18 protein-coding genes are annotated in these 20,581 nt (G+C 66.4%); 9 read left to right on the top strand and 9 right to left on the bottom strand.

Going from position 1 to position 20,581, the window contains the following annotated elements; all coding sequences use genetic code 11:
• Positions 1 to 39: 39 nt before the first annotated feature.
• Positions 40 to 879 (top strand): HAD family hydrolase, encoded by an 840-nt coding sequence (locus MKW15_RS01345; protein WP_240855566.1) that lies wholly within the window; start codon positions 40 to 42, stop codon positions 877 to 879.
• Positions 876 to 2,039 carry a TerD family protein gene (locus tag MKW15_RS01350; protein WP_240855342.1) on the top strand — a complete coding sequence of 388 codons (1,164 nt, stop codon included), beginning with the start codon at positions 876 to 878 and terminating at the stop codon, positions 2,037 to 2,039. Before MKW15_RS01345 ends, MKW15_RS01350 begins: the two co-directional genes overlap by 4 nt.
• Before the next feature lie 8 nt (positions 2,040 to 2,047).
• On the opposite strand, the gene MKW15_RS01355 is transcribed toward MKW15_RS01350, so the two are convergent.
• Positions 2,048 to 2,821: an MSMEG_1198 family transcriptional regulator gene (locus MKW15_RS01355; protein ID WP_374245936.1), complete on the bottom strand. Its 774-nt coding sequence runs from the start codon at positions 2,819 to 2,821 to the stop codon at positions 2,048 to 2,050.
• Positions 2,822 to 2,953: 132 nt separating this feature from the next.
• On the opposite strand from MKW15_RS01355, the gene MKW15_RS01360 reads away from it, so the two are divergent.
• From MKW15_RS01360 to MKW15_RS01375, 4 genes are all read left to right on the top strand, one after another.
• The gene (locus MKW15_RS01360; protein WP_240855344.1) at positions 2,954 to 3,583 is read left to right on the top strand and encodes a helix-turn-helix transcriptional regulator; all 630 of its coding nucleotides are present in this window, start codon (positions 2,954 to 2,956) and stop codon (positions 3,581 to 3,583) included.
• A gap of 79 nt (positions 3,584 to 3,662) precedes the next feature.
• Positions 3,663 to 4,211 (top strand): TetR/AcrR family transcriptional regulator, encoded by a 549-nt coding sequence (locus tag MKW15_RS01365; RefSeq protein ID WP_240855345.1) that lies wholly within the window; start codon positions 3,663 to 3,665, stop codon positions 4,209 to 4,211.
• 144 nt (positions 4,212 to 4,355) lie between these two features.
• On the top strand, positions 4,356 to 5,966 hold the full coding sequence (locus tag MKW15_RS01370; RefSeq protein ID WP_240855347.1) for a GMC oxidoreductase: 1,611 nt from the start codon (positions 4,356 to 4,358) through the stop codon (positions 5,964 to 5,966).
• 24 nt (positions 5,967 to 5,990) lie between these two features.
• Complete coding sequence (locus MKW15_RS01375) at positions 5,991 to 7,382, top strand: acyl-CoA synthetase (protein WP_240855568.1); 1,392 nt, start codon at positions 5,991 to 5,993, stop codon at positions 7,380 to 7,382.
• Between the two features lie 527 nt (positions 7,383 to 7,909).
• Here the strand turns inward: MKW15_RS01375 and MKW15_RS01380 are convergent.
• The 6 genes from MKW15_RS01380 to MKW15_RS01405 form a co-directional block, all read right to left on the bottom strand.
• On the bottom strand, positions 7,910 to 8,746 hold the full coding sequence (locus tag MKW15_RS01380; RefSeq protein WP_240855348.1) for an endonuclease domain-containing protein: 837 nt from the start codon (positions 8,744 to 8,746) through the stop codon (positions 7,910 to 7,912).
• Between the two features lie 255 nt (positions 8,747 to 9,001).
• Positions 9,002 to 10,120 carry an acyl-CoA dehydrogenase family protein gene (locus MKW15_RS01385; RefSeq protein WP_240855349.1) on the bottom strand — a complete coding sequence of 373 codons (1,119 nt, stop codon included), beginning with the start codon at positions 10,118 to 10,120 and terminating at the stop codon, positions 9,002 to 9,004.
• A gap of 63 nt (positions 10,121 to 10,183) precedes the next feature.
• Complete coding sequence (locus tag MKW15_RS01390; RefSeq protein WP_240855352.1) at positions 10,184 to 11,362, bottom strand: alpha/beta hydrolase; 1,179 nt, start codon at positions 11,360 to 11,362, stop codon at positions 10,184 to 10,186.
• A complete protein-coding gene (locus MKW15_RS01395) occupies positions 11,359 to 12,468 on the bottom strand; it encodes a homogentisate 1,2-dioxygenase (protein ID WP_240855353.1) in 1,110 nt (369 codons plus the stop codon). The genes MKW15_RS01390 and MKW15_RS01395 overlap by 4 nt, the downstream gene beginning before the upstream one ends.
• 32 nt (positions 12,469 to 12,500) lie before the next feature.
• Complete coding sequence (locus tag MKW15_RS01400) at positions 12,501 to 13,715, bottom strand: acyl-CoA dehydrogenase family protein (RefSeq protein WP_240855357.1); 1,215 nt, start codon at positions 13,713 to 13,715, stop codon at positions 12,501 to 12,503.
• Positions 13,712 to 15,088, bottom strand: a complete 1,377-nt coding sequence (locus tag MKW15_RS01405; protein ID WP_240855359.1) for a 4-hydroxyphenylacetate 3-hydroxylase N-terminal domain-containing protein — start codon at positions 15,086 to 15,088, stop codon at positions 13,712 to 13,714. Before MKW15_RS01405 ends, MKW15_RS01400 begins: the two co-directional genes overlap by 4 nt.
• 137 nt (positions 15,089 to 15,225) lie before the next feature.
• Here MKW15_RS01405 and MKW15_RS01410 point away from each other — a divergent pair, with 137 nt between their 5' ends.
• From MKW15_RS01410 to MKW15_RS01420, 3 genes are all read left to right on the top strand, one after another.
• Positions 15,226 to 15,795, top strand: a complete 570-nt coding sequence (locus tag MKW15_RS01410; RefSeq protein ID WP_240855361.1) for a GNAT family N-acetyltransferase — start codon at positions 15,226 to 15,228, stop codon at positions 15,793 to 15,795.
• Positions 15,796 to 15,910: 115 nt separating this feature from the next.
• Positions 15,911 to 17,212 (top strand): TrpB-like pyridoxal phosphate-dependent enzyme, encoded by a 1,302-nt coding sequence (locus MKW15_RS01415; RefSeq protein WP_240855364.1) that lies wholly within the window; start codon positions 15,911 to 15,913, stop codon positions 17,210 to 17,212.
• Positions 17,209 to 17,958: a DUF429 domain-containing protein gene (locus MKW15_RS01420; RefSeq protein WP_240855570.1), complete on the top strand. Its 750-nt coding sequence runs from the start codon at positions 17,209 to 17,211 to the stop codon at positions 17,956 to 17,958. Before MKW15_RS01415 ends, MKW15_RS01420 begins: the two co-directional genes overlap by 4 nt.
• Before the next feature lie 275 nt (positions 17,959 to 18,233).
• On the opposite strand, the gene MKW15_RS01425 is transcribed toward MKW15_RS01420, so the two are convergent.
• Together MKW15_RS01425 and MKW15_RS01430 are read right to left on the bottom strand one after the other, a co-directional pair.
• Entirely contained in the window at positions 18,234 to 18,899 is a 666-nt protein-coding gene (locus MKW15_RS01425) for a response regulator (RefSeq protein ID WP_240855366.1), read from the bottom strand.
• The gene (locus MKW15_RS01430) at positions 18,892 to 20,535 is read right to left on the bottom strand and encodes a sensor histidine kinase (RefSeq protein WP_240855367.1); all 1,644 of its coding nucleotides are present in this window, start codon (positions 20,533 to 20,535) and stop codon (positions 18,892 to 18,894) included. The genes MKW15_RS01425 and MKW15_RS01430 overlap by 8 nt, the downstream gene beginning before the upstream one ends.
• Positions 20,536 to 20,581 lie beyond the last annotated feature (46 nt).

Below are 20,581 nucleotides of genomic sequence, written 5' to 3' on the forward strand. Positions count from 1 at the left end.
CCGGCACGGGTTCTCGTCGCGACGGACCTCGACCGAACGATGATCTACTCACGCTCGGCGATGGGTGCCGAACAGTTCGCGACGCTGGCGCCGAAGTGTGTGGAGATCTACCAGGAGGCACCGATTTCCTACATGACGGCCCACAGTCAAGAGCTGTTGGCCCGCCTTGCTGCCGCGGTGCCGGTGGTGCCGGTCACCACCCGAACCCAGGCCCAGTTCGATCGAGTCACGCTGCCGGGCAGCCCTTTCCCGTACGCCGTGGTCTCCAACGGCGGCCGCATCCTGGTCGACGGCACCGACGACGCCGCGTGGCGCGCGAGTATCGATGACGCCGTGCGTTCCAGCGCAGCCGATCTCGACACCGTCGTCGCCGAGTTGAAGCGCCGCACCGACGACTCCTGGGTGAAGTCGCTACGCATCGCCGACGACCTGTTCTGCTACCTGGTCGTCGACCTCGACGCTCAGCCCGCCGATTTCCTCGCAGACTGGACGCAGTGGTGCGGCCGTCACGGGTGGACCGTGTCGCAGCAGGGCCGCAAGATCTACGCGACACCCGGGTGCGTGACCAAATCGTCAGCCATCGGCGAAGTACGGCGCCGCCTCGTCGACTCCGGCCGAATCACCGCCGACGCCCCGCTCATCTCGGCCGGCGACGGCTGGCTCGACGCCGACCTGCTCGAAGCCTCCGACGCGGCCATCCGGCCCAGCCACGGCGAGCTGGAGAACCTCGGGTGGAACCGCGCCCACGTCGCCGTGACCGAGCACTCGGGAGCGCTTGCCGGCGAAGAGATCCTGACCTGGTTCTGCGACTATGTACGCTCGGTCAGCCCCGACGACATCAACCAGGACGCCGTCAATGAGTTGGAGGCCACCCCATGACCGCTCTGAGCAAGGGGCAGAACGCGCCTCTGCCCACCGCCGACCTGACGATCACGGTCGACGTGGGTGCCGCCGCGGATCTTTCGGCCCTGCTGGTCACCGACCGCGGCCTGGTGCGCTCCGACGCCGACTTCGTCTTCTACAACCAGCCCGTTGGCCCCGGGGTGAGACTCGAGACCGCGTCGGGCCGGCCTCGCCTGGTCATCGCCACCGGCGCGATCCCCGCCGACATCGATGCCGTCCGCGCGGTCGTCACCCTCGACGACCCGTCGTCGAATTTCGGGCGCAGCGCTCCGCCGGTCGCGCGGGTTGGCGACGCGTCTGGCCGGGAGCACTACGACTTCGTGATCGGCGGTCTGACAACGGAATCCGTGGTCATCACCGTCGAACTCTATCGTCGTGGGAGTGACTGGAAGGTTCGTGCGGTCGGGCAGGGCTATGCCGGAGGGTTCGCCGATCTCGTCCGCGACCACGGCGTCAGCGTCGACGATCAGCCCGCTGCCCCGACACCGCCACCCGCACCGCCCGCGTACACACCACCACAGCCGCCGCCCCCGGCACCCGAGATAAATCTGACCAAGTCGCGTCCGGTCAACCTGTCCAAGGGCCAGAAGGTGACGCTGCGCAAGGACGGCGGAGTTGCCCTGACCGCCATCCGCATGGGTCTCGGCTGGGATCCCGTGCCGCCGCCGGGTGGCCTCCGCAAGCGGGGCAGTGCGATCGACCTTGACGCGTCCGTGCTGATGTTCTCGGCGGGCCGGTGCGTCGACACCGTGTACTACGGACGGCTGAACTCGAAAGACAAGTCGATCCACCACTCCGGCGACAACCTGACCGGCGAGGGTGAAGGCGACGACGAGGTGATCAGCGTGTCACTGCCCGCGGTGGCACCGTCGGTGGACAATCTGGTCTTCATCGTCACCTCCTATCGCGGACAGACCTTCGAGGAGGTCCAGAACGCGTACTGCCGCCTCATCGACGACACCAACAACGCGGAACTGGCCCGCTTCACCCTCGCCGGTGGTATGCCGTTCACCGGTGTGGTGATGGCGGTGATCAATCGTGAAGGCCCGCAATGGAAGCTGCGCGCGATCGGTGACGGGTTCCAAGCCCGGACACCGAAGAAGGCCGAGAAGCTGGTCGACCGCTACCTCGCCTGATCGGGCAACTATCTCAGTTCGCCGAGCACATCCGCGTGGCCGTGCCGTCGGCACCAGCTCACGATGTAGCGGGCGTGCAGACCGCACCACCGGTAGACGGCTGCCTGAGTCATGGGCAGCCGGTCGTCGTGCTCACCTCGACGTTCGATGATCGGCCCGAGGTAATGGCTGGTGACCTTGTTGGCGGTGTTGGGCGACACCTTCGCGGCCCGCGCCAGTGAGACGTTGTCCGACGACGCCCCGGACGCGATGGCCCCTGCGAGCCGTCCCGCGGTGTGGCCACGCTGCCCCACGAAGAGCTCATAGAGCGGCGTCCGGCGCCGGTCCGTGGCCGGCTCGAAGGGCAGACGTTGCCCGTAGGCCACGGTCCGGATCGATTCCATCAGTGCCTGGAGGCCGTCGGACTTGGCGACCACGCCGAGCACCTCGGGACGCAGTCTCGCCTCGTCCAGATGGTCCTGCTCCATTCCATATCCCTGCGTGGCGAGCAGCACGGGTGCCAGGCGGTCGTGCTTGGTGAGCGCATCGATGACGTCGAGACCGTCGAAGGTCCATTCCGTCTCGGGGCTGTTCCAGATCAGGTCGGCCACCACGACGTCGAAACGAACCTGCCCGGCCACCGCACGCGTGAACTCATCTTCGTCGGTGGCCACCACCACGGTCACGTCATCAAAGGCTTGCAACGGCGGTTCGACGACATGCCCGAGCGGCGACGCGATCAGCATCCGCAGTCCTCTCAGCACGTGCGTAATCTTGCCGGATCGTCGGCAATCATGCGACATCACGCATCGCGGGTTGTCATTCATGCGAAGCAGCACCCGGATATGTCCGAATCGGGTCGCAAACTCTGCTGACTTGCGCGATCCGTTCAATCAGGATTGAGCATGGATGCCCGATCTCGTCAGGAGGACCGCATGACGTCCACGATGCCCGCCCCGGGAATCCCGGTCGCGCCGGTCCAACCCACCGTTGCGGTAGTCGGTGTGGAGAGCATCGCCACCGCGGCACTCGTCGCGCTGGTCGAGCGGTCCGGCCTTCGTGCTGTTCACGTGCCCCCCACCAGCGACGACGTCGTTGTCGCCCACGGAATCATCGCTCGTGAACCCAACGACCTGCGCCAGGCGCGCATCGGCGACTGCGGACATCCCATTCCCACCGTCTTCCTGTCCACGCCCGACCGGATAGGGAGGATCACCGCATATGGCGGCGGTCCCAGCGTGAGAGTGATCCCGGCCGAAGGACCCGAGTCGCTTGCGTACCTCGAGCGGTTTCTCACCGAGATCGCCGAGCGCGCCCCGCGTCCGGCTCGAGTCCATGTCACTCCCCGCGAGTGTGAGATTCTGCACACCTACACCCTGGGTGCCACACTTCGGCAGACATCGCGTTTGCATCGCATCGCCGAGAGCACAGTGCGCGAACACTATCGTCGCGTCGCACGGCGCTATGAGGACGCAGGACGTCCGGTGGGCAACAAGGCCCAGATGCTGCTGCAGCTCGTGGCCGACGGGTGGATCGATTCCGCTGCGATGCGCGAATCTGCCTGACGTTCTACGGCCACCCAGCAGCTTTCGAAAGATGAACAAGCCACCGGGCGGCATGTGCCGTCGGTGAATAATGGACATCATGCGGTCGCGCGGGAAGATCATCGATGCCACCCTCGAACTGGTGCAGACGTCGGGTTTTGACGGCGTCACCATCGCGGCCGTCGCCGAATCTGCCGGAGTGTCGCGACAGACCGTGTACTCGATCTTCGGAACGCGGGAGGACCTGGTTTCGCAGTCGGTGGCCCATCTGACGCTGATGGCGATGGAAGACATCCAGGCGCATGCCGCGGCAACCGACAACCCCACCGACTTCCTCATCGAACTGGTGATGGCCGGACGGCATTTTGCGCGAACCACGCCGGTTCTGAAGGCGATGTTCCAGGCCGACCAAGGCAATCCGCTCTTCGACGAGGGGGTGATCCGACGCGCCAAACCCGTTGGGTTGCAGTTCCTGTCACCACTGAAGGGCCAAGTCCGCGACATCGAGGACCTGGCCGAACTCATGGTCCACCTCAGCCTGTCGGTGGTTCTGTTCGACGACCGGCCCGACAAGGAACTGCGCCAGTTCCTGCGCCGCTGGCTCGACCCCATGGTCGCGAGCATCCGGATCGACGCGCCTACTCCCTGAGGCCCGCGCACCTCCGCAAACCGCCTTGGCGGGTGGTGCGACAGGACACAAAGGTGAGGATTCCCTCCATTAGTTGACACATTTGGCCACCTATGTCTAGTTTTGGGTCTCGTTCGGGGAGATCCACTTCACTCACTGGGGGCCATGGTGTCTGCTGACACGCGCATTTCTCGTCGTACCTTCCTCGCCGGCACCGGAGCCGTGGTGGCCGGTGCGGCCGTAAGCAGCGCCATCGGTGGCGCTCCGACCGCATCCGCTCAACCGGCCAAGCGCGTGCGGACGGTGCGCGAGGATCACCGCGTCGTCGTCATCGGGTCCGGTTTCGGCGGCGGCGTCGCAGCTCTGCGGCTCGCCCAGGCGGGCGTTCGGGTGCTCGTCCTCGAGCGGGGACGCTGGTGGCGGACCGGACCCAACGCCAACACCTTCCCCAACCCGACCAACCCCGACAAGCGAATCCTCTGGTACAACTCGGCGTCGCAGATCTTCGGTCGGCCGATCTCGGTGGAACCCTATGTAGGACTTCTCGAAACGGTGGTCGGCGACAACATGACCGCGGTCTGCGCGGCAGGCGTGGGCGGCGGCTCACTGGTCTACCAGGGTATGACCCTGCAGCCCGATCGGGCTGTCTTCGAAGCCCACTTCCCCAACGCTCTCGACTGGCCGACGATGAATCGGGTGCACTACCCGCGCGTCGCCCGGATGCTGCACCTCGCGACCGCCCCGGACGCACTGGTCAATTCGCCGAACTACCGTGCCGCACGGCATTTCGCCGATCGCGTCCGCCATCTCGGCCTGCCGCTGTCGAAGATCCCGATGCCGATCGACTGGAACTACGCACTCGCCGAGTTGCAGGGCAAGATGCGGGCGTCGTACACCACCGGCGACGGACAACTCGGCGTGAACAACGGCGGCAAGTTCAGCGTCGACAAGACCTACATCGCGGCCGCACAGGCCACCGGCAACGCCACCATCCGGACCCAGAGCAACGTCACCGAGATCTTCCGTAACCCCAACGGACAGTGGGTGATCCACGTCGACAAGCTCGACGATTCCGGGCGGGCAATCGAGAAGCAGATCCTCACGACGCCCACGCTCATCATGGGTGCGGGCAGCGTCAACACCACCCGACTATTGATGCGCGCCGAGAAGCTCGGACACATCCCCGACCTCCCCGACGGCCTCGGCCAGGGATGGGGCACCAACGCCGACCGCATCTACATGTGGACCGATCCAGACGCCGATTTCGGCGCCAAGCAGGGCGGACCGGTGGTCTACGGCAGCAAGAACTGGCGGGACCCGGAGTCGGCGTTCACCGTCATCCAGGCGTCGATGCCGCCCAATCCCATCGGACCGAAGACCACCATGCTCGTCGGCTACGGCGCCAGCCGGGTGCGCGGACACTTCCGCTACGACGGCCGCAGCGATCAGGCCCGACTGTGGTGGCCGGCCACCGGCGACGAGTCGATCCAGAACCGGCACATCGGCCCGACCGTCAAACGCATCGCCGGCCCTCGGTCCGTCCTCACCGACACCAACGGGATCGTCAACTCCACCTGGCACCCGCTGGGCGGGGCATGCATGGGCACCGTGTGTGACCTGGACGGCCGCGTCCGCGGGCAGCGCGGACTGTACGTCGTCGACGGTGCGTTGATGCCCGGAAACTCGGCGGCCTGCAATCCGTCGATGACGATCGCCGCCGTCGCCGAACGCGCCCTCGATCACATCGTCGCCAAGGACGTGGGCACGCTCATCTGACCGGCATGACACAGTAAGTGGGTGCTGCTGCTCGGAACCCTGCTGCCCAACGCCCCGGATCTGCCCGACGCCGTCGTGATCGGCGACGATCGACTCTCGCGGGAAGACCTCGTCGGCGCGGCGACGGCGGTCGCCGAACGCATCCGTGGTGCACACACCCTTGCCGTCCTGGCCCGGCCGAGCATCGACACAGTGCTCGCAGTGGTCGGCGGGTTGATCGCAGGCGTCGCGGTGGTCCCGGTGCCACCGGATTCGGGTGCGAAAGAACTCGAGCACATCCTCGCCGACTCGGGGGCGCAGGCGTGGCTCGGTCCCGCACCCGACGAGCCGATGCTGCCCGCGATCCCGGTGCGGCGCTATGCGCGGTCGTGGCATTCACACCCGGAGCCCGCACCGGACTCGACGGCCCTGATCCTCTACACCTCGGGCACCACCGGGCTGCCCAAGGGAGTTCCGATCACGCGACGGGCGATCGCAGCGGGTCTCGACGCACTGGCCGACGCCTGGGCCTGGACCTCGAGAGATACCCTGGCACATGGTCTTCCGCTGTTTCATGTGCACGGTTTGATACTGGGTGTTCTGGGCCCGTTGCGACGAGGCGGTGCACTGATCCACACCGTCAAACCCACGCCCGCCGGCTACGCGGCGGCGGCCGAGGCGGGAGCGTCGATGTTCTTCGGCGTCCCCACGGTGTGGCATCGCATGGCATCCGATCCTGCTGCCGCACAAGCATTGTCATCGGCGCGACTGCTCGTGTCCGGCAGTGCGCCGCTTCCCGTGCCGGTGTTCGAGCAGATCCGTACGCACACCGGCCACGAGATCGTCGAACGCTACGGGATGACCGAGACTCTCATCACCGTCAGTACCCGGGCCGACGGCGAGCGTCGTCCCGGCTGGGTCGGGCTACCGGTGGCAGGCGTCGAAACCCGCTTGCGCGAGGCCGATTCCGACGTTCCGCACGACGGGGAGAGTGTCGGGGATCTACACGTTCGGGGCACGATGCTGTCGTCGGGCTACCTCAACCGACCCGACGCCACCGCCGAATCGTGGGTCGGCGACGGCTGGTTCGCCACCGGCGACGTCGCGGTGATCGGCTCGGATGGCATGCACCGCATCGTCGGCCGACGCGCCACGGACCTCATCAAGTCGGGCGGCTACCGCATCGGCGCGGGTGAGATCGAGACCGTCTTGATGGCGCATTCCGCCGTCCATGAGGTCGCTGTGGTCGGAGTACCCGACGACGATCTGGGTCAGCGCATCGTCGCGTATGTGGTCGGCGACGCCGTGGAGGACCAGGTCCTCATCGAGCTCGTGGCCAATGAACTGTCACATCATAAGCGGCCCAGAGAGATTCGCTTCGTGGAGAGCCTTCCGCGCAACGCGATGGGCAAGGTGCAGAAGAAGCTCCTGGGCTGAGCTCATGGGTACTCGTTCCGAGACCAATCTGCCGCGGACGTCGGTTCCGCGTCGGCCGTGGCAGTGCTGGGCGCTGGCGATCGTCGAACTCTTCATCACGGCGCAGGCGACGTACGGAGGCATCTCGCTCATCGCCGACACGTGGCAGATGAATCGAGACTGGCTGGAGCGCACACCGTTTGACAGCTGGGTGGGTCCCGGATGGATGCTCATCGCGCTCATCGCGGTTCCACACCTGGCGGCTGCCATTGCCGCACTCGTACCGAGTTCGCCACGCCTCGGCGTCCTCGGCGGAGTGCTCGCGGGTGCGACCTTGCTGCTCTGGATCGTCGTGCAGATCGCAACGCTGCAGGTGTTCTTCTTCCTGCAGCCGGTCATCGCTGTTGTCGACGTGCTCGAGATCGGCCTGGCATTGTGGTGGCGAAGTGACCACCCTGAAATGTGTCCCCGATTTCCACCCTGGCCAGGGCCGTCGTTGACATATCGTCAGCGCCGACCTCGACGAGGGCGGAATTCGGTGACAGATTTCAGGCCGAACGCTTCCGGTGGTACCCATTCCGCAGAGCCGCCTGGATATCGGCATAGGTGCTGTTCCACCGCAGAAACACCTGGTTGTACGTGACCCGCATGGGAATGTAGCCGCGGGCGACCAGCTTTCGGTCACGAGTCCGGTCGGCCTCGTAGTTCTCCTCGCCGGTGTGATGCGCCTTGCTGTCGAACTCGATCGCGAGCCGATCTCCCACCAGCAGATCAATATGTCCGACGCCGGGCACCTCGTGCTGAACCTCCACCTTCACCCCTCTGGACTTCAGGCGGAGGCGACCCGCGGTCTCAGTGCCCGACGCCGCTCCCTCGTCACACTTTCCGATCGAGCGTCGAATCTTCTCCGGCGCCAAGCGAAACGCGTGCTCGAGCTCTTTGACAGTCACCTCGCCGAGGTTGAGCGCCGAGTCGCAGAGTATGACGAATCCCTCCTCGTCGAAACACCGCGCACCGTACTGAAGCGACGTCAATACGTCGTCGACGGCGACCAAGGCGGGCGACGGTCGCCCGTAGCGGCGACAGCGGTCATGAGATTGCCTCCGCTCGTGCCGGGTCACCCGGTTGTGCAGCTCCTTCGAGTGGTCAGGCACCCAGAGTCCGCAGCGCCGCAGCGCCGATGCGCACGTCACGACACCGCGATCCCGCACTGCGGCAACGACTCCGGGATCAGCGTCGCGAACCGCGTACCATCCGTGGCGCAAAGGGCTGAGCATCCCGTCGAACTTCGCCTGACGTATGTCCTCGGTGCTGTGGCCGCACGCGAGCAGTTGGTGCGTGGCCAGCACGCCCCCGTAGGCCTTGGCCAGGTCGTCGAAGTCCATGAACGCGAGTGTGCACGGCCATCGTGCCTGCATTGCCGCTCACGATGCACCTGTGGAGAACCACCACCGCCTGTGAAAGGTTTGGGACGCACATGCACGTAGTGTGCCGATCGGGTGCCCACAGTCGGTCTGCGCGTCGGCCGCTGAAAACCGCCCCAGAAACCTGCCGCCGATATCCGCCCTCACCACGTACGTCATCGACAGTGCGTAAACAGGGGAGCTGACGAGGGCGGGAATCTGGGGCGGATTCCAGAGTCACGCGGCTCCCGGGGTGAGTAGGTCGAGGCAACCTGCGGTGACCGCGCGATCACGGAACTGATCCGGGGTGCCACCGATGGCAGCGGTTGCGCGCGCATGCCGGAAGTGCAAGTGCGCGTCATGCTCCCACGTGAAGCCAATCCCGCCGGAGACTTGGATCAATGCGCTGGATGCGTCGGAATAGGTGTCGGCCGCCTGAGCCCGCGCCAACAGCACGATCTGCTCCGCCGCGCTGGCATTGTCGGCGTCATGGGGGTCTGCGGCTGCGACGACGAGCGCCCGTGCCGCAGCAGTGGCGACAGCAGTGTGGGCGCACCGATGAGAAACTGCCTGGTAGGTCCCTATCACCTGACCGAATTGCTCACGGACCTTGGCATACTCCACCATCCCGTTGAGGCAGCCTTGCGCGCCACCTACCTGCTCGGCCGCGAGGAGCATGGTCTCGAGCCGATGGTGCCGGGCGAGGGCGCCGGCGTCCGCGGGAGTCGTCAGCAGCAACGCAGGTGTGTCAGAGAATGCGATGTCCGCCAACGGAACTACCAGGTCGACGCCGGGCACCGAGGTGCGTTCGATCCGCGCGTCCCCCGTGTGGATCAGCGCCAGGGCAGGACCCTGCGGCGTCGACACCGACGCCACGATCACATGCGCGACCGCTCCGTGGGTCACCGCTCCGAGTCGTCCGCTGACTCGCCCATCGGCATAGGTGAGGGTGTTGTCGCCCGTGGGTGTTCCCACCACCGCGGACCCGGCGAGGATGCTCTCCACAACCTCACGTTCCTGGGTGGGAACAGCGTCGGGGTCCACACCGACGAGCGCCGCCGACAGCAGCAGAGTGGCGCGAACCGGCCCCGGATACAGGGTGGCCCCGCACTCTTCGGCCGCCGCGACGAGATGTGCCGCCGGAAGCTGCAGGCCACCCCAGGATTCGGGTGTACCGAGACCGGTGATGCCCACTTGTTCCGACAGCGTGCGCCAGCCCGCGACATCGAATCCCGCTGCAGTGCGACCAGTCTGGTCAGTCGCGTCCCGGTTGTGTCGAACCTCGGCGATTCCCGGATGGTCGGCGAAGTAGGTGCGCAGGGAGGTGCGCACCTCGTCGGTGGAGATGTCATGCATGGCTGCGGCCGCCCTTCGAGGCTCGTCGCTCGCGCTCCTCGCACCTCAGGGAGCGGATGGGTGTCACACGCCGGTCCATGACCGCTCACCCAACCAGTCGGTGATCGTCGTGACGGCCTGCTTGAGGTACGGGATCTGTTCGCGGCCCGAATAGTAGTGCGTCGCACCGGCAATCGTGTGCATCGTCTTGTCCGGATGCCCGACGGCGTCGAAGAGCCGCTGGGTGTGGCTCGGGGTGCACGCATTGTCGGCGGAGTTGCCGATGACCAGGGTGGGCACCTCGAGATCGGCCGCGCAGCGCGGGCCGTCGCCGTTGGCATCGTCATAGCTCCACTGCGACAACCAGCTTCGCAAGGTGGTGAAGCGGGCCAAGCCGACCGGGCCCATGTTGACGATGCGCGGATCACCCAGGTAGCAGCCGGGTTTGCGGTCGTTGGGGTCCTGGGTGAGGTCGAGCCAGCGGGGGTCGGCCATGGTCCCGTGCACCACGAACCCGCGCTCCATCAGCGGCTCACCCCGACCACGCAGATCGGCGAGCTGATCCTTGACCCACGCGGTGATGCGCCGATTTCGGTCGATCTGCGCGGCCCGGTAGCGCGTCACGAACTCTTCGGTGTAGGGCGCCTGATTCGGGTTGTTGGGGTTGTACAGGTCGAGCTCGGGATCGCGTTTCTCCGGGTCGTTTTCGTCCAGGATCGACGGATCCATCCACTCCGTGAGCGTGCCGTGGCGGCTCACGTGAGCGGCGAGCAACATCATGCCGTCGGCGGCGGGCAGGTCGAGCTGGGTGAGATCCGGTGGTTCACCCGCCGGGGTGGCGGTGACCGTCGCGTGTTGCGCCTGCTGTTGGTAGTACAGCGACAGTGCGCCACCGCCGCTCCAGCCGGCCAAGATCACCTTCTCGTAGCCGAGTCGCTCCTTGGCGTCCTTGACGCAGGCACCGAGGTCCTGCACGACCTTCTCCATGATGAGCGCGCTGTCGACGCCGCGATACCGGCTGTTGCAATAGATCACGTGATGCCCGGCGCGTGGCAACGCATTCGACATCGGCAGGTAGGCACCGCCACCGATCGGATGCATGAAGATGATGACCGTGTCGGACGGAACATCCTTGGGGCGCAACAGATAACTTTCCAGTACCACGCTGTCCGTCACGCCACCGTAGGTGTCGCGATAGGCCGAGGTGTCGTCGAAGACGACGAGGTAGGGCACGCGCTCGTACTCGAACTTCTTCTCGCTCATACCTGCACTTCCTCTTGGACCTCGACCTGTAGGGATTCGATCATCGCCGGCGTCGGGGTCAGACGCTTGTGGGTGTCGATGGAGATGACCTTCCACTCGACACGCTCGTCCTGGTCGAAGCGACGACGGGCACGTTCCCGGGCCCGCTCCGGCATGCCATGGTGAATGCCCTGCGGCGCATGGGAGATGAGCCCCGGTGGCATCTCGATGCCGAACATGGTGCCACCGTGGAAGAAGGCGATCTCGTCGAAGTCGACGTTGCGGTGATACCACGGCGGCCGCTCGGCGCCCTTGCGGCTCTCGACCGGTCGCGGCAGGAAGTTCATCACGTAGACCCCGGTGGCCTGCATGAACAGATGCACGGTCGGCGGCAGATGCACTGTGTCCGAGGTGATCACATCGTAGTCTTCGAGGTTGTAGGTGAACGCGAAGTTGTCACCCTTCCAGCCCTCGACGTCGAGCGGGTTGAACTTGTAGAAGACCGACGTCTTGCCCTCGCGCTGCCGGAACCGGACCTCGTACTCCTCACGGCCGTCGTCGGGGAACACCTCGGCCTCGGGTACGACGACGAGTGACGAGTCGAACGGATGATGACGCCCGAGTACCCCGGCGTCGGGAACCCGGAACTCCTCGACGGCCTCGATGATGAGGAACATGCACTGGTTGTCCGGGATCTGGCGGTACGTGGTCGCCTTGGGGATGTACACGTAATCTCCGGGACGGTATGCGAGACGGCCGAATTCGGTCTCGAAGTGGCCGGTTCCCTCGTGTACGAAGATCAACTCGTCACCGTCGACGTTGCGGGTGTAGAACGGGGCGACCTCGTTGCGCCGGCTCAGCAGGATGCGGCAGTCGTCGTTGTAGAACATCAGCAGCGGTTCGCCGGCCGGATCGATCTGATCGGTGGGGGTCAGATCATGGGTCAGCCGGTCGACGCCGGACAAGTCGCCGACGGCCCGATACGCGGTGGGATCGTTGCGGCGGTAGAAGTGTGCGGTGCGGCCGACGAATCCGTAGCGGCCGAGCTCGTCGTCCTTGAGGTCCTCCACGTCGCGGTGAACCTGACGCGGTGTGCGTCCCTTGCGGTGCTGGATGAACGATTCCATCTCGATCTCCTTCTGCTGTGGTGGATTGAGGACTATCTTCGCGGAAGCCCAAGTCCGCGTTGAGCGATTACGTTGTATTGGATCTCGTCGGTGCCGCCGGCCAGATGCAGTGCCGGCACACCCAACACGAACTCCGACCACGCGAACGCATCCTTCTCGCCGTGATCGACAAAGGCGCGTTCGCCGAGGACCGCCGCGGCCAGCGCGGAGATCTCGTCGGCGGCCGTAGCCATCAGCATCTTGAGCACCGACCCCGCGACCGGCTCCATGCGGTGCGACCACGATCCGGCGGACAGTCCCGACGCGGCGCGCATCGCGGCCACGGCCGCAACGGTTCGAGCGATCTGCGGTCGCAGCAACGGATCTGCCTCCGCCTCGAGCCGGCGCACCAGCCCGACGACGCGCTCCATGACGTACGGCGTCAGCGGCCCTGCGGCACCGCTCATGGTGCTGCGCTCGTTGCCGAGGCTGGTGGAGGCCACCGTCCAGCCGTCCCCGATCCCGCCGATCCGATGGGAGTCGGGAACCCGCACCTCGTCGAGGAACACCTCGTTGAAGGCCGCGCCGCCGGTCATCTGCCGGATCGGTCGTACGGTGACGCCGGGCGCGTGCATGTCGACCAGAAACATCGTCAGCCCAGCGTGTTTGGGGGCATTCGGATCGGTCCGGACCAGCGCCTCCCCGACGTCGGCGAGATGACCCATCGAGGTCCACACCTTCTGGCCGGTCAGCACCCAGTCGTCACCGTCGCGTACCGCCTTGGTGCTCACGCCGGCCAGATCGGAGCCGGCGCCGGGTTCGCTGAACAACTGGCATCCGATCAGGTCGCCACGGTAGAGACCGGTCACGACGCTACTCCGCAGGTCGGCTGACGCATGATGCACCACAGCGGGTGCGACGATGTTCAATCCGACGAACAGAGCTTCTCGGGAAGGCAAGCCGAGCTCGTCGAGCACCGTGTCCAGGACGGTGTCGTGGGCGAAGGTCAGACCGAGACCGCCGAGGTCGAGGGGTCCACTGGGCCAGGCGATTCCGGCGTCGAAGAGTGCCCGCTGCAGCCGGCGCTGCGTCGCGACCGCAGCATCGTGCCCGTCCCGCAACTCCTCGACCGCCGCGATGCGGTCGCTGGAGTCGACGGAATCCTCTGTCGTCGAATCGAATTCGTTGACGAAAGTTCCGACCCGGGTTCGGACGTACTCGGCGAAGGCCCCGAGATCCCCCGGCACCTCGACGGTCTCAACGGTCATGCCAGGCCCGCGAGTTCAAGTGCCAGTCGCTTGGCCTTGTCCATGTCGTAGTGCTTGCGCGCCACGAGACGTTGCGCATAGAGACCGCCACCGGACGCAAGCATGGTGACCAGTTGCCAGCCACCGTAGGCGTCGGCGGTGAAGTCGCGGATCGCGTGGAACAGCCGCGTGCGGTACTCGCCGTCGATGCCGTCCTTGGTCCGCATGTATTTCTTGATCAGCGGCCCGACCTCGTCGTTCTCCAGGTCGGCCACCGACGGCGCGGTGAGAATCGACCCGCCGCCGATGTCATGGAGATGGCGCACCATCAGGCTGTAATCGGCTGCGGCGTAGTGCTTTGCGGCATTCGTGTACAACTCGCTGGGGAAGTACCAGCCCTCCGGACTCTCCTCGGAATTGGCGATGGCCGCCTCGAGACCCGACCGCACCATCGTCGCGTAGATCACCATCTCGGCGATCTTCTCCCGGATGTGATTGATCTTCTCGGTGCCGTTGGCCTCGGCGATGAGTTGCGCCAATCCGACCAGCTGGTCGGCGAATTCGGACATGTGCGCGGTGCCGCCGAGCCGTTCCCACAGCCCAAGCGCGTGCGCGAAGGTCGCCGAGTGGGCGATCTGGCCGTCGAGGAACACACGCTCGTTGGGCACGAACACGTCGTCGAAGATGATGAAGCCCTCCGGCATGTTGTGCTTGGAGCTCACCGGGAAATCACCCTCGCGCTCGCGCGGTGCGTAGCTGGTGTTGACGATCCGGACGCCGGGCGCGTTGACCGGAACCGCGCACGCGACCGCGTAGTCCTCCTCGCCGGGCTTCATGTTCTTGGTCGGCATCACCACCAGCTCGTGGCTGATGGCGGCCGACGAGATGTGGAGTTTGGCCCCTCGGATCACGATGCCGTCGGGGCGGCGTTCGACGACGCGGGTGTAGACGTCGGGGTCGTCCTGCGCTCCGGGTGGAAGTTTGCGGTCGCCCTTCGCGTCGGTGATCGCCTGCACGCAACGGAGGTCGTTGCGGCGGCAGTACTCGAAGTACTCCTCGATGCGCTGGGAGAGCGCCGGGTTGTCGGCACGCATCCGCGCGGCCGCGGTCAGTAGTGCGAGCAGGCCCTGGCTGGTGGTCACGGTGACCATGTCCCAGTGCAGGAGTTCGGTCAGGATCTCCTTCAGATCCGCGGTGCTCTTCGGGATCTGGAAGTACTGTCCGCTGGCGTCGTCGCCCGGCCGGTAGTTCTGCTCATAGCCGTCGCCGACGAGTTCGATCGCCGTCGCGAACTGCGGATGATCGGCCAGTTGCTTGACCTCTTCGCCCTCCGCGAAGATCCGGCGACCGTCGTCGAGGGACGCGAGGTAATCCTCCCTGGTCATCATCGCCATCTTCTACGTCTCCTTCGGGTCAGACTCTCGGTACCGATCAACTTTTCTGATGCTAGATTCAGATTCAGAAAACCACAAGGTCGTGAGGATGCTTGGACACGGTTGCGAGTGCACCGCCCGTCCGTGAGGGTAGTGACATGGCCTTCGACATACGACCGGCGTCGCGGTTCGCCGATGTGCGCACGATGGTCGGGCCCAAGCGGCCCGACGCCAACGTCTGCTGGTGCCTCAGCTATCGGATTCCCAACAAGTTGAACCAGGAACTCGCCCGTGAAGCCCGTGGTGAATACGTCCGCAAGCTGTGCCGACGAACGGTGGCGCCCGGTGTGCTCGCCTACGACGGTGACGACGTGGTGGGGTGGGCCGCGGTGGCACCGCGCGCCGACACCACCTTCGCGGGCAACCGGAAGATCCCGCACGTCGACGACCTCGACGTGTGGTCGATCTGGTGCCTGCGCGTGCGGCCCGGGCATCGCAAACAAGGGATCTCGCACCCGTTGCTGGCCGGTGCGGTCGAGTTCGCACGCGAGCACGGCGCACCGGCGGTCGAGGGGTATCCGGTGGACAACCGCGGCGAGAAGGTCGACCTCACGATGGCCTACGCCGGCACCCGGAAGCTGTTCGAAGATGCCGGGTTCGAATTGGCAGCGCAGACCGATTCCGTGCTCAACGGATTCCCGCGGGTACTGATGCGGCTCGAGTTCTGACGCACATCGTTGACCGTGCGTCCCAAATCGTTCATCGTGCGTCGCAATCCGTTGACCGTGCAGCGGACACGCGAATCAAGGGATCGTTCAACCCCGGCGCACTACAGTGAATCGCATGACGATGCACGTGGACGCCAGCAATCCGGATCTGATCACCGTCGATGTTCCTACGCACTGGTACAACCTGGCTGCCGAACTCGATTCTCCGATCCCACCGCATCTGCATCCGGGAACCAAGGAGCCGGTGGGGCCCGACGACCTCGCGGCCTTGTTCCCGAGTGGACTGATCGCGCAGGAGGTGTCCACCGACGCCTACATCGAGATCCCCGAACCGGTCCGTGACATCTACCGGATGTGGCGTCCTTCGCCGCTGTTCCGAGCACGCAAGTTCGAGCAGGCGCTCAACACCAAGGCGCGCATCTACGTCAAGTACGAGGGCGTGAGCCCCGTCGGCAGTCACAAGACGAATTCGGCAGTGGCCCAGGCGTATTACAACAGCGTCGACGGCGTCACCAAGCTGACGACGGAAACCGGTGCGGGACAATGGGGCAGCGCACTGGCGTTTGCCGGGGCGCAGTTCGGGATCGACGTCGAGGTGTGGCAGGTGCGTGCCTCCTACGATTCCAAGCCCTACCGCGGCTACCTCATCCGCACCTACGGCGGCACCATCCACCCGAGTCCGTCCGATCTCACCGAATCCGGCCGCGCGATGCTGGCCAAGGACCCGAACACGACGGGCAGCCTGGGTATGGCCGTCAGCGAGGCGGTCGAGGTGGCCGCGCAGAACCCCGACACCCGGTATGCGCTCGGCAGCGTGCTCAATCACGTTGTGCTGCATCAGAGTGTGATCGGTCAGGAGGCGGTCGAGCAGCTCGCGGCCGTCGAGCCCGACGGCGCCGACGTCGTCTTCGGCTGTGCCGGAGGCGGTTCCAATCTCGGTGGGTTGTCGTTCCCGTTCCTGCGGGAGAAGCTGCACGGTCGGTCCAACCCCCGTGTGGTGGCGGCCGAGCCGGCTGCATGTCCCTCGATCACACAGGGCGAGTACCGCTACGACCATGGTGACGTGGCCGGGCTCACCCCGCTGCTCAAGATGCACACGCTCGGAATGGATTTCGTCCCGGACCCGATCCACGCGGGTGGTCTGCGCTATCACGGGATGGCCCCCGCCCTGAGTCACACCGTCGAGCTCGGCCTCGTGGAAGGGGTGGCGATCAGCCAGCACGACGCCTTCTCCGCCGGCGTCCAGTTCGCCCGCACGCAGGGCATCGTGCCGGCACCGGAATCGACCCACGCCATCGCCGCCTGTGCTGCGCACGTCGCCGACAACGACACCGAGCAGGTGGTCGTGATCGGTCTGTCCGGGCACGGGCAGCTCGACCTTCCCGCCTACGCCGAGTTCCTGGAGGGCTCCTTCTGACGTACACCGTGGGCGTCGATCTGGCAGCGTCGCCGGTGAAAACCGCTGTCGCGGTGATCGAGTGGCGATCCGGCTCGGCTCGGGTGACAGAGCTCGTGATGCCGGCCGACGATGCACGGATCCACACGATGGTCGCGGGGGCAGCCCGCGTAGGTATTGACTCGCCGTTCGGCTGGCCCGACGACTTCGTGGATTTCGTTGTGGCGCAACATCGAGGCGAGTTGTCGGCGGGGAGCGGCCTCGACGACGTCTCGCGTCGGCGCCCGTTGGCCTACCGAACGACCGACCTCTACGTGGCCGCACTCGCCGGCGGTCGACGCCCGCTTTCGGTGTCGGCCGACAACATCGCCCACGTCGCGTTCCGGTGTGCCGGCCTGCTGGCCGATCTCGGCATCACCGACCGCGCGTCGGGCTGGGCGATCGAAGCGTACCCCGCTGCAGCGCTACGACGTTGGGGTCTGCAGTCACGCGGCTACAAGACCGCCGCGAATGTATCTGCGCGCGAAGTGATGGTCGAGCAGCTCGGTCAGGCGGCGCCCTGGCTCGATCTCAACAGCCACGCGGATGCCATGATCGCCGACGACGACGCCTTCGACGCCGTGATCACCGCGCTGATCGCGCGAACGGCAGATCTCGGACTGACCCCTGCACCGCCCGACGACGTTCGCGACACCGCGATGCGCGAGGGCTGGATACACGTGCCCGACTGCGAGCTCGACCAGCTGGTCTCTTCCGCTGGTCCCTGATCCTGGGGTCTTTCTGGGCCGAAGTTCCGCTACCTGAGCCTGGATCCGTGGAAACGGAGCTACCCTACGCTGCCTGAGGTGCGAGCTTGCGAGCATCGAAGGGGCTGGTGACCCGTCGTCCTTGGTCGCTGAATTTCGTGGTCTCACCAGCCCTTCGAGGCTCTCGGCTAGCGCCTCGAGCACCTCAGGGAGCGGGGGGATCGACCGGGAGCGGTGGGATCGACCTCGAGCGGGGTCGGCAGGGTGTGGGTTCAGCGTTCGTCCCACGGTTGGAGTCAGAGGGCGAGGCGGTACTCCTGGCGCGGTCGGCCGGTGGAGCCGTAGCGCAGGGTCATGGTGAGGCGGCCGGCGGTGACCAGGTTGGCGAGATGCCGGCGGGCGGTCGGTGCGGCGACGCCGATGGCGGTCGAGACATCGTCGGCGAACAGTGGTCCGTCGGCGTCGGCGAAGAGTTCGAGGATGCGCTTCTCGGTGGGCGAACCGCCGTCGTCGCGGTCGGCGGGGCGGGTGCCGAAGCGCAGCGCCGACAGCGCGGCGTCGACGGCCCGCTGATCGACGTTGTCGGCGTCGAGAACTCGGCGGTACTGCGCGTACCCGGCGAGCCGGCGCGCGAGTTCGGCGTCGTCGAACGGTTTGATCAGGTAGGCCAGCGCGCCCGATCGCATGGCGGTGCGCACGGCGGTCGCCTCGGTCTCCGCACCCACTACAAAGCTGTCACAGGGGAGTTCGCCGACCAGGTCGATACCCGATCCATCCGGGAGGTAGACATCGAGGAGCGCGAGGTCGATGTCGGGGTGGTCGGCGATCGCGGCACGCGCCGCCGCAACCGATCCCGCGCGCGCCACCACCCGAAAGCCGCGCACCGCGTCGACGATGGCGGTGTGGAGCGCGGCGACCCGGAAGTCGTCGTCGACGATCAGCACGGTCAGGTCCTCACTCATGGCTCTCCTGACTCCCTGTCTCCAGAACGCACGGCAGATGCGCGACGAACACGGCTCCGCCGAGCGAGCTGGGTGCGCGACGTTCGCCGCCCGGGTCCGCGATCCACACGTCGCCGCCGATACGGCGCGCGAGTTGCCGGGTCAGCGCGAGTCCCATACCGCGGCCACCGGGTACGCCGTCGCCGGGTTTGGTGGTGGCACCTTCGGCGAACACCTCGTCCGGGGTGTCGAACTCGATACCCGACCCCGAATCGGCGACCGCGATGACCAGCGCGTTGCCGTCGCCGATGACGTCGACCTCGACAACGCCCTCACCGTTGTCCTCGGACGCCGCATCCAAGGCATTGTCGATGAGGTTGCCGAGCACGGTGGTGACCACGACGGGTTCGGTGAGTGTTCCGTCGACCCACGTCTGGTCGCCGAGTCGGAGCGTCACCCGGCGTTCGCGGGCCTGCGACGTCTTGGCGTCCAGGAAGGCGTGCAGATGCGCTTCTTGCACGTTGTCGAGTCCCGCAAGGTGTGTGGTGCTGGTGGCGCCGGTGATCTCGTCGAGGTACGCCTGCGCCTCCTCGGTGTGTCCGTGCCGCAACAGCCCCGCCAGGACGTGCATGCGGTTCGCGGTTTCGTGCCGCTGAGCGCGCAGGGCCGAGCTCATCGATCGGATGGAGTCAACCTCGCGGCTGAGGGTCTCCACGTCGGTGCGGTCGATCACCGAGAGCACCATGCCCAGGTCACGGCCGTCGGCCTGGACGCGGCGCGAACTCACCAGCACGATGCGATCGCCGACACTTGCGGCCACCGGGTCGGCGGTCGGCTCGTCGAGCACGGCGCGCACTCGGGGGGTCAACCCGAGTTCGTCGGCTGCGGTTCCGATCGGGGCGTCGATGTCGAGGAGCGCTCGCGCCTTGTCGTTGATGACGCGCGCGACACCGGTGCTGTCGACGGCGAGCACACCATCGGCCATCGAATGCAGCACCGCGGTCTGTTCGCGGACGAGGGCGGTGAGTTCGTCGGGCTCCAGACCGAGGGTGAGCCGGCGCCAGCGTCGGGCCAGCAGGATCGACCCGATGGCGCCGATGCCCAGCGCAACCGCCGCGATGAGGGCGGTCGCCACGACGTCACGTCGGGTGTCGGCGGTGAGGCTCTCGGTGGACACGCCGACGCTGACCAGCCCGACCACCGACCCGTCGGGCCCGTAGATCGGCACCTTGGCGCGGACGGATTCGCCGAGGGTGCCGCGGTCGGTGGTGATGTCGACCTGACCGCTCAGCGCCTTCGACGGATCCGTCGACACCGGTTTGCCCACCTCGGCGGCCTCCGGGTGGGCCAGGCGAACGCGATCCCGGTTGGCGATCACCACGAACAGCGCACCCGTGCGGTCCCGGACGGCGTTGGCCTCGGTCTGCACCGGTCCGGCGGCGAGTGCTGCCGCGTCGAGACCGGTTCCTTGAGTGGATGCGACATCGGCCCGGACCTGGGGATCGCTGGCGACGGACTCGGCGATCGCGAGGGCGCGTTGTGCGTACTCGTCGCGGACCCGGTCGTCGGCTCCGACGACGACCCACCCGAAGCCGACGGCGAGACTGACCGCGATCACCGCGAGTTGCAGCACCAGCACCTGCGTCCGCAATCGCATGGATCTCAGATTAGGACGCAACGGCCCGCCGACCCGGTCGGTTGGA

The sequence above is a fragment of the Gordonia gummivorans genome (genome assembly GCF_022513585.1).
GTDB lineage: Bacteria > Actinomycetota > Actinomycetes > Mycobacteriales > Mycobacteriaceae > Gordonia.